This window comes from Frankia sp. CeTa3Moorea (assembly GCF_978021225.1).
The window spans coordinates 1-11122 of sequence record NZ_CDXDOR010000155.1; the positions used below are offsets into that span (position 1 = coordinate 1).

Here is an 11122-nt window from a genome sequence, read left to right on the forward strand (position 1 = left end):
GCGCACAGGCGCGCCCGCACGATCCCGGACGCGGTGCTCCCTGCGGTCCCCGCCACGTGTGCTCCCCCGGGTCCGGGGCGGGTGGGCTCCGCCGGTTACCGCCGTGTCAACCCACCGCACCGGGCGGCCGTTAGGCGGCCTCGGGGGCGGGGCGTCAGCGGTGCAACGTACGGCGGCGGCCCACCGCCCGCCACACCAGCAGTACGACGATACCCCCGATGATCGAGCCGACGATGCCGGACGGTTGCAGCGCGCCCTCGCTGAGATCACGGTTGAACAGGACGTAGCCGAGGAAACCGCCGACGAACGAGCCGACGATGCCGAGCAGGATCGTCGCAGGGATACTCATCGGGTCGGGCCCGGGCACGAGCAGGCGCGCGACCGCGCCGGCAACGAGACCAAGCAGCACCCAGCTGATGAGGGTCCAGACCACGGAAGACCTCCGGCCAGTAATGATCATCGATGGCCGACCGATGATCGAGGAGCAGGACGTCCGCCGTATACCCGACCAACCCGGTTCGTCAAACAACGTCCGGAACGTCGTCCCGCGGACAGCCTGCCCGTCGAGATGACTCAGGAGATGGTGCGCCGCTGGATGGTGACCTCGTGCGGCTCACGGTCGGGGGTGTCGAGGGCGAAGCTGATGATCCGCCGAGGATGGATGCGGATGATCGCACCGTCGATGCGGCCGGCGGGGCCGCCCGGGGCCTGGATGGCCTCCGCGGCGCCGCGGATCTCCAGGAAACGCACCCGCCACGGGTCACTGGAGACGATGTCGTCGATGACGATCGCGGCCCTGCCCTGCCGGGAGACGTTGTGGAACTTCTGGCTCGCGGCCATGTTGTACCCGCCGATGTCGATCGTGCCCAGCTTCTCGTTGAGGCTGAACCCGACCGGGTTGACCTGCGGGGTGCCGTCGGCACGCACGGTCGCCAGCCGGCCCAGGGGCTGGGTGCGCAGGTAATCGGTCTCGAGCTCGGTGAAGGTCATGGCTTGCCTCCTCTGGTGGGGGCGGAGCGGGGCCACGGGGACCGCCCCGACACTAGAAGCTCAAGCGCTGTTGAGCTCAAGCGCTGTTGAGGTCAAGCGCTGTTGAGGCCAAGGCGACGGCGTACCGGTGACGGCTATTACCGGTTCCCCGCCGGGCGGCCGAGGACGCCGCTGAGCTTTACACCGCGTGCCTCGGAGCCCGTCCACGAGCCCGGGCGAGCCGCGGCGGACTAGGGTGGGTCTCGATGTTCCAGGATGCCCGGACGCCCCGGCGGTGAACGACGAGGCCACCATGCCGATCCCCGGCCCCCGTGCGCTACCGGCCGGCTCCGCCGGCGCGGCACAGCCGCCGGTGCCGGTCCTGGCACCGGGCACCGACGGGCAGCTCACCGCCGATCTGCTCGCCCGGGTAGGGGACTACGCCCGCGCCGCGCGTTCCACGGCGACCTGGCGGGCCTACGACAGTGACCTGCGCCAGTTCCGGGCCTGGTGTGAACACCAGACGGTGCCGCTGTGCCCGCTGCCGGCGACCCCGGCGACGGTCGCGGGTTACCTCGCCACGCTCGCCGACGCCGGGTACAAGCCCTCGACGATCCGCCGCCGGCTCGCCGCAATCTCCGTCTCCCACCAGCTCGGTCGCCATCCCAACCCGGCGAGCGCACCGGAGGTCTGCGCCGTCTGGGACGGTATCCGCCGCACCCGCGGGGTCCGCCCGGACCGCAAGACCGCGCTGGACACCTCCCTGCTGGCCCGGGTCGTCGCCGGGCTGCGCGACGACAACCTCGCCGACGTCCGCGACCGGGCACTGCTGCTGATCGGGTTCGCCGGCTGCCTGCGTCGCTCCGAACTCGTCGGCCTCGACGTCGCCGACCTGCTCGAGACCCCCGACGGAGTCGTCCTGACGATCCGGGCGTCGAAGACCGACCAGGAGGCCGCCGGTGCCCTGGTCGGCGTCGCCTACGGCTCCTACCGGCCGACCTGCCCGGTACGGGCCTGGCGGGCCTGGGCGGGCGCTGCCGCGCTGACCGACGGGCCGGCGTTCCGCGCGGTCAACCGGCACGGGCAGGTCGCGCCGGGGCGGCTCTACCCGGGCTCGGTGGCCCGGATCGTGCAGCGCCGGGTGGCCGCCGCCGGGCTCGACCCGGCCGACTTCGCCGGGCATTCGCTGCGCTCCGGGTTCGCCACCGCCGCCGCTCGCGCCGGTGTCGCCGACCGGTCGATCATGCGCCAGGGCCGGTGGCGCTCCTCGGCGTCGCTCGACGGCTACGTCCGCGCCGGACGGCTGTTCGACCGCGACAACCCCTCCGGCCGCGTCGGGCTGTGAACCCGACCGGCCTGGATCGAACCCGACCGGCCTGTTGCCGTCCCGTGGCCGCGGCCGTCACCGTCGACTCCGTAGGAAGCCGTCGACGATCAACGCGACCAGGACCCCCCATAGCTGGACGACGAGCCCGTCGGCGCTGACCAGCCCCGCCCGCAGCAGCGCGCCCCCGCCGGCGACCGCGACTATCGTGCATGCGGCGTAACCGGCCCGACGATGCCCACCGACCCGACGATGCCCGTCGGATTCGCCGTGACGGTCCCCGGCGACCGGGGAGTCCGGCCTCGCCGGCGCGCCCACCGCGGCGCGCGGGTTCTCGCGGCGCGCGCCGCCCGGCAGGCGAAGGAGCAACGGACGCGGGTGCTCGCGCCTGTCCCGACGGCGTCGTCGACGCGGGCGGCGATGATTCATCGCAGGATACTCCTCGGGAAGCGGGTGTCGAATAGCACGGTGCCTGGGCCTGTTCACTGGACCGGCGGTACCGGGCAATAAGGTGGCGTGGATCGAGGCCTGGCCTGCATGCACCCTTCTTACTCAACGCAAGGAATGCGTGGCAAGATGCTTCGTCACCGGACCAAGGGAGGTCGACGCCGATGCCGAATGCGGCAACCGCCGTGCATTCATATCCTCCTACGCGATGGATCCCGCCGTATCCGGAGGGTCAATGCGGCAACTCCTGACGCATTCTTTCCGGCTCCCGCGTCCCCGCGATCGTCCACGAGAAGGTGCCATGTCCGGTAAACCACAACAGCCACCGCGCGCGACCGGGGACTCCCACCTCGACGCCCTCCTGGCCCGCCGCTACAAGGACTACGAGCAGCACTACAAACGGTACGGAGTGTCGTTGGGTGCGATCGCCCGCGAGCTTGCCCCTGACGGGGCGGGCCGGGACGAACACCGCAACCTCGCGGCGCGGATCGGCCGCTTCTACCTGACCGGAACGGGGCGGTCCGCCGCCCGCTGGGCTTACTTCGAGACGGAGCTTCGGCTGTGGTTCTCCGCCGCGAAGACGCCAGCCGCGGAGCGAAAGACCATACTGGATGAGTACGCCGCGCTGTATCGCCGGGCCTTCCCGCACGCGACCGACGGCCCGTACGGGGCACGGGCGGACACCGACGTGTCGTTCGAACAGCATGTCCAGAGTATCATGGCCGGGTTCACCCGGCTTCTCGGCACGAAGAGCATGCCCAGTGAATTGGGCGGTGAGGAGCTCCGGCGGATCGCCGGCGACCTGATTCCTCTCCTGGACAACAAAAGTATGTTCAATCCCTGCCTGGCCCTGAGCATGGAGATGACCAGAAGGCCGTTCGATGAGCAGAGCCGAGCGGCCGCGGAGGCGATCACCACGTGCGACGAACGGCTCGCCGAAATCGATCAGGCGCTCTGCGGGATCGGGGGACACGGTGTCCGGCGGCTACGCCGCGCCATCGCAGAGCACCGAACGGAACACCGTCGGATTTTTATGCTCCCCCCGATTGCCGACGGGGCCTTCCCAGACCTCGCCCGTACCGACGGCGTGCATCCGCCCGCAGGCACGGGATCGCCGTTGTCCGCCGGGTCCGCGGGGGGAAGGCCCGCCACGGGAACCGGATGTGACGGTGAACCGGATGTGACGGTGAACCGGATGTGACGGTGAACCGGATGTGACAATGGCCTGCCGATGACGGCACAGGGGGCGGTAACCGGTCCGCTTTCGGCAGCCGGTCCGCTTTCGGCGGCGGGAACGGCACCGGCCAGGCTCGTCCCCCGATCGGCATTTATGATCATCTTCTCGGGGGTGGGGTGGGCGTGGCAGGCTGCCGGGTGTGAGCAGGGGCAGCGCCGCGGCCGATCACGTCCGCGGCACAGGCGGCGAGGACGCTCCCCCGGCCGGGGCGGGCAGCACCCCGACCGATGTGCCCGATGTTCCCAAGGGGCCCGGTTCGCCTGGTGTTCCTGGTGTTCCTGGTGCGCCCGCCGGAGGCGGGCCGGACGCGGGTACCGATGTCGGGGCGGCCGCGGCGGGTCCGTCATGGGACATCATCCTGTCCCACGCGAACGCGCCGCGGGACGCCGCGTGGGCGCGCTGGCTGGCCTGGCAGCTCGAGCAGGCCGGCTACCGGGTTGTGAGCCATCCGCTGACCGCGGCCCCCGCGGGACCCGACCCCGCCGGGGACACGGCGCTCGACCTGGACCGGCATCTCACCCTCGGCGGGGAGATCCTGCTGATCTGGTCGTCCGCCTACCTGGCCGCGCTCACCCGCTCGGCCCAGGCCGGGGCCGCCGTGCCGGTGCCGGCGGTCCGTCCCGCGGCGGGGGACGGCGCGAATGCCGCCCCCGGGGGAACGGGCGCCCCTGCCGGGGGAACGGCGGGTGTCGGAGGAACGGCGCGGGGAGGACCGGCAGGGCGCCTGGCCCGGCCCGGCCGGGTCATGCTGGTACGGATCGAGGACTGCGCCCGGCCCGGCCCGTTCGGGCATCTGCTCGCCTTCGACCTGTTCGGGCTGGCCGCCACCACCGCCCGCGACTGGCTGCTACGCCAGGTCACGGTCGTTGCCCCGTGGCCGGCCGGGGGGCTCGTGCCACCCCCCTTTCCTGCGGAAGTCCCGGCGGAGGTCCCGGCGGATGCGACGGGGCCCGGCCGGCGCCCGCACCGTTCCCGCGCCGGGCACGCACACCCGGGCCCCCGGGATCTCAGCGCGGCACGACGGGTCGCGGTGCTGCCGCAGGAGCGCGGTCATCCGATGAGCGTGGCGTTCAGCCCCTCCGGCTCGCTGCTGGCCACCGGCGGCACCGACACGACCGTACGGCTGTGGGCGTGGGCGTTCCCCGCCCCGCCGCGACTGATCGCGACCGTCGGCTACGGGCGGCGGATCAACCAGGAGTGGGTGCGGGCGGTGACGTTCAGCCCGGACGGGCGGGTGCTCGCCGCCGCCGGGGACGCCGGCACCACCGTGCTCTGGCAGGTCGGCGACCCCACCCGCCCACTGCCGCTGATGACGCTGACCGGGCATCGCGGCTACCTGCACGATCTCGCCTTCAGCCCGGGGGGCACGCTGCTGGCCACCGCTGGCGACGACCGGGCGGTGCTGCTGTGGGACCTGGCCGAACCGGGGGCGCCCCGGCGGGCTGCGGTCCTCGCCGGGCATCGCGGTCCCGTGCGGGCGGTGACGTTCAGCCCGGACGGGACCCTGCTGGCCACCGGTTCGCAGGACCGGACGGTGATCCTGTGGGATCTCGCCGACCCGACCCGGCCGGCGGCGACGGTGACGCTGACCGGCGCGCGCGGTCCCGTGCACACGGTCGCGTTCAGCCCGGACGGTGATCTGCTCGCCGCCGCCGGCAGGGACCGGACCATCCGGGTCTACTCGGTCGCCGACCCCACGGCCCAGACCGTGCTGGCCGCGGTCACCGACCATCGCCGGGCCGTGCACACGCTCGCCTTCAGCCCGGACGGCACCCTGCTCGCCGCCGGCGGCGGCGAGCGGACCGTGACCCTGCGCGAGGTCACCGATCCGGAGTGTCCCGGGCCCGCCCACCGGCTGCCCCCGCACGGCGGGCCGGTGCACGAGGTGGCCTTTGCCCCGGACAGCCAGCTGCTGGCCACCGCCGGCGCCGACCGCGTCACCGCCGGGTGGGAGCTGTTCCCTGGCCGCTGAGGGGCCGGGCCGGGGATGCCACGCCGGGATCGGGGCCGGGGACGCCGGTCCACCGCCGGCGAAGCAGTGCGCGTTCAGGCGTCGCCGAGATCCTGCCCAAGGGGGAGATGGCGGTAGATGGTGGTCCGTCCGCGCCGGGTGAGCGCGGCCACCAGGTCGATCGGCACTCCGCCGGCGCGGGCGGCGCGGGCGGCCTCCCACATTCTCTCCTCCGCCTCGCAGGCGGCGTCGACTGAGGCGGACAGGGCGGCCATGAGCTCATGGTGAGCCTGCGTCCTCGGCGTCCACGGCGGGCGGGGCATCCACCCACCTTATGGGCGTACCAGATTGACATGCAAACACGTGGGAGATTAGCGTTTCAGATAGGTATGCGAACTCGGAATGTGATGTATCTGTCGCGGCATTGCCGCATTCTGGCCCTGCCCGAGCATCCGAAGGGACCTCATGATGGCCAGATACACCTGCACGTACTGCGGTATCATCTCGGACCGGGTCCCCACCAAGACCGAGGCATCCCAACTGCTCGCCACCCACATGCAGGTCCGCCACGGCGGGCTGGGCCGCGGCCCCCAACCGGCCGTCATCCCGCGGACCGGTTCACGTCGCGTCCGGCGCCGCTGACAGCCCGCTGACAGCCCGCTGACAGCCCGCTGACATTCCGCTGGCAGTCCCGCACCGCCCTTCGTCCCGCTCGCCCACGGAGCCGGGGCGGGGCACCGGGGGCGCCCGGTGGTGCTCAGGCGGCCGGCGACGGAGCGGCCAGTCCGATCAGCCGGTGCACACGCAACGGGACGGGCCTGCCCTGCACGACGAGGGGATCCGCCTCGCTCGCGGTGACGCTGTCCCGGACGAGATAATAGGTGGTGTCGCCGAGGAAGATCTCGCCGGCGGGCGCGGCGTGTTCCAGCCGGGAGGCGACGTTCACCGGGTCGCCACTCACGCCACCGGCGGCAACGGTGACCTCGCCGGTGTTGATCCCGATCCGCACGCGCAGCCTCAGGTCCCGGTCGTGGTGCCGTTCGGTGTTGAGCGCCTCCGTCGCGGCCCGGATCTCGAGGGCGGCGTGGACGGCGCGCAGCGCGTCGTCCACGTGCGGCTCGGCGACGCCGAACAGGGCGAACGCGGCGTCACCGATGAATCTCTCGACCGAGCCGCCGTGCGTGGAGACGATGGTGCGCACGAGGGTGAACGCCCGCCGCAGGACCTCCTGCAGCGATTCCGGGTCGATTCCTCTGCCGATGTCGGTGGTCCCGGTGATGCCCACGAACATGCTCGTGGCGGTGATGCAGGTGTCCCGTTCCGGGTCCTGCCGGATGTCGCCGGTATCCTCGCGTGCCATGGTCCCATCCTGACGCGCCGTCCCGCCGGTGAAGACGTGATTTCCGCGCCGTGGCCCGACCGGGGGATCGGGCCCGGCGTCGGCATAGCGCCGCCGACGACCGGTCTGCCGGTCAGCGGCGGCGCGGGGAACGAGGCGACCGCGGGGAACGAGGAGAACTCGCCGACCGCCGCGGCCGGGCCGCACTGGGCAACGACGAGGGGATCGGCGCCGTCCCGGGCGTGGGGTCCGAGCCTGCCGCGGGGCGCGGCCGGGGGTCCGGCCGCGCCGGGTCCGCCGGGCGCGTCCAGTGCACGGGGCGGGTCAGGGCCGGGGGCAGCGCCGTGGTGGCGTCCCCGCGGGCGGCGTCGAGCTGGGCCTGAACGACGAACAGGGCGCCATGCAGGTTGGCGCCGTGCAGGTCAGTGTCGCGCAGGTCCGCGCCGAGCAGGTCAGCCCCCTGCAGATCCGCCCCCCGCAGATCCGCGCCAATCAGGAGGGTTCCCTGCAGCGCCGCGCCGCGCAGGTCCGCCCCGGCGAGGTTCGCGCCGAGCAGGTCGGCGCCGCGGGGGCGCCGCCGGGGACGCCTGCTCCCGGCGCGGACCGGCAGCTCAGCGCGGACCAGGTCGCTGGCCTGCAGCAGCAGCAGATGAACCGCCCGACGCAGCGCGGGGACGTCCACGGCGAGCAGCGTGTCAGCGTCGGCGCAGGTCAGCAGCGTGGTGCGGGCGCGGGCGTCATGCAGCTCGGCATGCAGCGGGGCGGCGGCAGGCAGGCTCAGCGCCTCGCTCAGATACCACAGCAGCTCGTGCAGCGCCCGCATGACCGCGAAGACATCGAACATCCGCCGGGCACTGTCCGGGGCCGCCCGCCAGTCCCGCCCGCCGTAGGTGACCTGGCAGACCTGCTGCCCGGCGCCGAAGCAGTCGTACACGGCGCAGCCGCGGAACCCCCGCGGCCGCAGCTGCTCGTGGACGGCGCAGCCGAAGCCCGCGTTCAGGTTGGGGCAGGCCGTGCTGGCGGGTTTGTCAATCGCGAAGTCCACCGAGGCGGAGAACGCCGGTGCCACGCAGCACAGCGCGAAACAGCGTCCGCAGTCGGCACGCAGCCGGCCGCGGGCGTCCCCGATGATTCCCGCGGGGGGATCGAGATCGTCGGGCAAGGTGTGTGCCCTTCTGAACGTCAACGGGAGACATCATTCTGACAGACGCGACCGCGGAGAATGAAGTCGCCACCCCCGTGTCCACCGGCCTCGGGCTAGCCTGGGGGCGGGATACCAGTTCACCCGCGGTCCCCGCCCGCGATCCTCGGATATGTCATGCTGACAGACGCGACAGCAGGGGAGGAAGCCGGTGCGAGTCCGGCGCGGTCCCGCCACTGTCACCGGGAAGTGAACCTTCCCGGGCATGCTCGCCGGCGAGGAGGCGGGCATGCCCGGCGATCGCCCGACCAGGGGTCCGGAGAGGAACCCCGAGCCGCCCGGGCGGGGCGACGGGCCACGGCCGCAGCGGCGGCTGGAAGGCCGAAGGTGCGCGTTGATCCGGGAGCCAGGATACTCCGGCCGTCGCCGTGATGACCATGGGCGAGGACCCTGGGAGGACCCCGGCATGCCCGTACCACTGCCAGACCGGCCACGTCGGCCATCCCGGCCGTACGCGCCGCACCTGTCGTACGCACCGCATCGGTGTCCGTCGTGCCGGTCGTGTCGATCCTGTCAGCCGCACACGGTGCACCGGCGACACCCGCTCGCCTCGACGGCGTCGACACCGTGGTGAGCTTCCCGCTGTCGGCGGTGGTCGGTATGGACGACCTGCGCTTGGCCCTGCTGCTCAACGCGGTCTCCCCCACGCTGGGCGGAATCCTCGTGCGTGGGGAGAAGGGCACCGCCAAGTCCACCGCCGTGCGCGGCCTGGCCGCCCTGCTGCCCCCGGTGGCGGTCGTGGAGGACTGCCGGTTCTCCTGCGCGCCGGACGCGCCGTCACCGGACTGCCCCGACGGCCCGCATCCCGCGCCGTCGCCGTCGCCGTCGTCGTCGTCGTCACTGACCCGTCCGGCCCGGCTGGTGGAACTGCCCGTAGGCGCCTCCGAAGACCGGGTGACCGGTTCCCTCGATCTGGACCGGGCGTTGGCCGACGGGGTCAGCGTCCTGCGCCCGGGTCTGCTCGCCGCCGCCCACCGCGGGCTGCTCTACGTCGACGAGGTCAACCTGCTGGGGGACCATCTCGTTGACCTGCTTCTCGACGCCGCCGCCTTCGGGGTCGCCCACGTCGAACGCGACGGGGTGTCGGTGCGCCATCCGGCGGTGTTCCTGCTGGTCGGGACGATGAACCCGGAGGAGGGCGAGCTGCGTCCGCAGCTGCTCGACCGGTTCGGGCTGACCGTGCACGTCGCGGCCAGCCGTGACCCGGCGGTGCGCGCGGAGGTCGTCCGCCGCCGGCTGGCGTTCGAAGCCGACCCGGCCGGGTTCGCCGCGACCTGGGCGGACGCGGAAGCGGAACTCGCGGCCCGGGTCGTCGCCGCCCGCGGCCGGCTCGGCACGGTCCGGCTCACCGACGCGGCGCTGCGGGCCGTCACCGCCATCTGCGCCGGCTGCGACGTCGACGGCATGCGCGCCGACGTGGTGCTGGCCAAGACCGCGATGGCACTCGCCGCGTGGGCGGGGCGGACCACGGTGCTCGCCGCCGACATCCGTACCGGTGCCCGTCTCGCGCTACCGCATCGCCGCCGCCGCGGGCCGTTCGACGCCCCCGGAATGGACGACGAGACCCTCGACGCCGTCCTCGACGAGGCCCTGGCCGGTCTCGACGAGCGCGTCGGGGCCGAACGCGAGACCGGCGAACGCGAAGCCGGGGAGTCCGGTGTCGGGGAGTCCGGTGTCGGGGAGTCCGGTGTCGGGGAGTCCGGTGTCGGGGAGTCCGGTGTCGGGGAGTCCGGTGTCGGGGAGTCCGGTGTCGGGGAGTCCGGTGTACCGGTGAACGGTGCGCGCCCCGATGACGACCCGCCCGACGGCGGCGGTTCGGGGGGCGCGCCCGGTGGTGACGGCGGTCCCCACGGCGGCGGCGGTGCGGGGGACGGGAATGGCGGGGACCGGTGGTCGGCACGACCGTCCCCGTCGATGTCTTCGACCGCGATGGCGGCCTCGACCGCGGCCTCGACCGCGGCGGCGGCCTCGTCCCGGCTCGCCGGCGCACCGGCGGCGGCGTTTCGGCCGCGGCTGCTCACCGTCGCCGGTCTCGGAACCTCCTCGGGAACCACCGGGCGTCGGTCCCCGGCCCGCGGCAGCCGCGGCGCGCTCGTCACCACCGCCGCGGACGCACCCGGCCTGCATCTGCCGGCGACCCTGCTCGCCGCCGCCCCGTTCCAGGCCTCCCGCGGCCGGTGCGGACCTGGCCTCGTGCTGGTCCCGGCGGACCGCCGTGGCGCCGTGCGCGTCGGCCGGGAGGGCAACCTGGTGCTGTTCGTCGTCGATGCCAGCGGGTCGATGGCCGCCCGCGCGCGGATGACCCTGGTCACCACGGCCGTGCTGGCCCTGCTCGTCGACGCCTACCAGCGCCGCGACCGGATCGGGATGATCACTTTCCGGGGGTTGGGGGCGGAGGTGGTGCTCGCGCCGACCTCGAGCGTGGAGGTGGGCGCGGCCCGGCTGCGCGCGCTGCCCACCGGCGGGCGGACCCCGCTGGCCGCCGGGCTGGGCCTCGCCGGTGAGGTCCTGCGCGCCGAACGGCGCCGTGATCCGGCGCGGCGGGCCTTGCTCGTGGTCGTCACCGACGGCCGGGCGACCGCCGGGGGCGACCCGCTGCCGGTGGCCCGCGCGCTGGTGCGCGCCGCCGGTGGCGCGGCCGGACCGGCGACGGG

General features: G+C 73.6%; 11 protein-coding genes and 1 riboswitch. Of the genes, 5 read left to right on the plus strand and 6 right to left on the minus strand.

The genetic code is table 11. The features are described 5' to 3' along the window. Nucleotides 1-154 precede the first annotated feature (154 nt). Both AC08OV_RS20415 and AC08OV_RS20420 read right to left on the minus strand, forming a co-directional pair. The gene (locus tag AC08OV_RS20415) at nucleotides 155-433 is read right to left on the minus strand and encodes a GlsB/YeaQ/YmgE family stress response membrane protein (RefSeq protein WP_462188996.1); all 279 of its coding nucleotides are present in this window, start codon (nucleotides 431-433) and stop codon (nucleotides 155-157) included. Between the two features lie 140 nt (nucleotides 434-573). Next, nucleotides 574-990, minus strand: a complete 417-nt coding sequence (locus tag AC08OV_RS20420; protein WP_476615942.1) for a PPOX class F420-dependent oxidoreductase — start codon at nucleotides 988-990, stop codon at nucleotides 574-576. A 292-nt stretch (nucleotides 991-1282) separates the two neighbouring features. Here AC08OV_RS20420 and AC08OV_RS20425 point away from each other — a divergent pair, with 292 nt between their 5' ends. After that, a complete protein-coding gene (locus AC08OV_RS20425; RefSeq protein ID WP_476615944.1) occupies nucleotides 1283-2314 on the plus strand; it encodes a site-specific integrase in 1032 nt (343 codons plus the stop codon). Nucleotides 2315-2371: 57 nt separating this feature from the next. Here AC08OV_RS20425 and AC08OV_RS20430 read toward each other — a convergent pair whose 3' ends face one another. Continuing rightward, nucleotides 2372-2662 carry a hypothetical protein gene (locus tag AC08OV_RS20430; RefSeq protein ID WP_476612081.1) on the minus strand — a complete coding sequence of 97 codons (291 nt, stop codon included), beginning with the start codon at nucleotides 2660-2662 and terminating at the stop codon, nucleotides 2372-2374. A gap of 379 nt (nucleotides 2663-3041) precedes the next feature. Between AC08OV_RS20430 and AC08OV_RS20435 the strand changes: the two genes are divergently transcribed. Both AC08OV_RS20435 and AC08OV_RS20440 read left to right on the plus strand, forming a co-directional pair. Next, nucleotides 3042-3941 (plus strand): hypothetical protein, encoded by a 900-nt coding sequence (locus tag AC08OV_RS20435; RefSeq protein ID WP_476615943.1) that lies wholly within the window; start codon nucleotides 3042-3044, stop codon nucleotides 3939-3941. 175 nt (nucleotides 3942-4116) lie between these two features. Next, nucleotides 4117-5949 (plus strand): toll/interleukin-1 receptor domain-containing protein, encoded by a 1833-nt coding sequence (locus AC08OV_RS20440; protein WP_476620129.1) that lies wholly within the window; start codon nucleotides 4117-4119, stop codon nucleotides 5947-5949. A gap of 74 nt (nucleotides 5950-6023) precedes the next feature. Here the strand turns inward: AC08OV_RS20440 and AC08OV_RS20445 are convergent, their stop codons facing one another. Beyond that, nucleotides 6024-6251 (minus strand): hypothetical protein, encoded by a 228-nt coding sequence (locus AC08OV_RS20445; RefSeq protein ID WP_476601641.1) that lies wholly within the window; start codon nucleotides 6249-6251, stop codon nucleotides 6024-6026. Nucleotides 6252-6396: 145 nt separating this feature from the next. Between AC08OV_RS20445 and AC08OV_RS20450 the strand changes: the two genes are divergently transcribed. Next, on the plus strand, nucleotides 6397-6570 hold the full coding sequence (locus AC08OV_RS20450) for a hypothetical protein (protein WP_476615671.1): 174 nt from the start codon (nucleotides 6397-6399) through the stop codon (nucleotides 6568-6570). 115 nt (nucleotides 6571-6685) lie between these two features. On the opposite strand, the gene AC08OV_RS20455 is transcribed toward AC08OV_RS20450, so the two are convergent. After that, the gene (locus AC08OV_RS20455; RefSeq protein WP_476615670.1) at nucleotides 6686-7288 is read right to left on the minus strand and encodes an adenylate/guanylate cyclase domain-containing protein; all 603 of its coding nucleotides are present in this window, start codon (nucleotides 7286-7288) and stop codon (nucleotides 6686-6688) included. A 112-nt stretch (nucleotides 7289-7400) separates the two neighbouring features. Then, nucleotides 7401-8453: a pentapeptide repeat-containing protein gene (locus tag AC08OV_RS20460; RefSeq protein WP_476615669.1), complete on the minus strand. Its 1053-nt coding sequence runs from the start codon at nucleotides 8451-8453 to the stop codon at nucleotides 7401-7403. A gap of 158 nt (nucleotides 8454-8611) precedes the next feature. Further along, nucleotides 8612-8693: riboswitch (cobalamin riboswitch) on the plus strand. A 342-nt stretch (nucleotides 8694-9035) separates the two neighbouring features. On the opposite strand from AC08OV_RS20460, the gene AC08OV_RS20465 reads away from it, so the two are divergent. Continuing rightward, the coding region (locus tag AC08OV_RS20465; protein ID WP_476620130.1) for a VWA domain-containing protein at nucleotides 9036-11122 on the plus strand (2087 nt) is incomplete at its 3' end.

Bases quoted from the DNA above. Each gene is read 5' to 3' on its own strand.
- AC08OV_RS20420 (WP_476615942.1), bottom strand. From the start codon at position 990: ATGACCTTCACCGAGCTCGAGACCGATTACCTGCGCACCCAGCCCCTG.
- AC08OV_RS20425 (WP_476615944.1), top strand. From the start codon at position 1,283: ATGCCGATCCCCGGCCCCCGTGCGCTACCGGCCGGCTCCGCCGGCGCG.
- AC08OV_RS20435 (WP_476615943.1), top strand. From the start codon at position 3,042: ATGTCCGGTAAACCACAACAGCCACCGCGCGCGACCGGGGACTCCCAC.
- AC08OV_RS20445 (WP_476601641.1), bottom strand. From the start codon at position 6,251: ATGCCCCGCCCGCCGTGGACGCCGAGGACGCAGGCTCACCATGAGCTC.
- AC08OV_RS20450 (WP_476615671.1), top strand. From the start codon at position 6,397: ATGGCCAGATACACCTGCACGTACTGCGGTATCATCTCGGACCGGGTC.
- AC08OV_RS20455 (WP_476615670.1), bottom strand. From the start codon at position 7,288: ATGGCACGCGAGGATACCGGCGACATCCGGCAGGACCCGGAACGGGAC.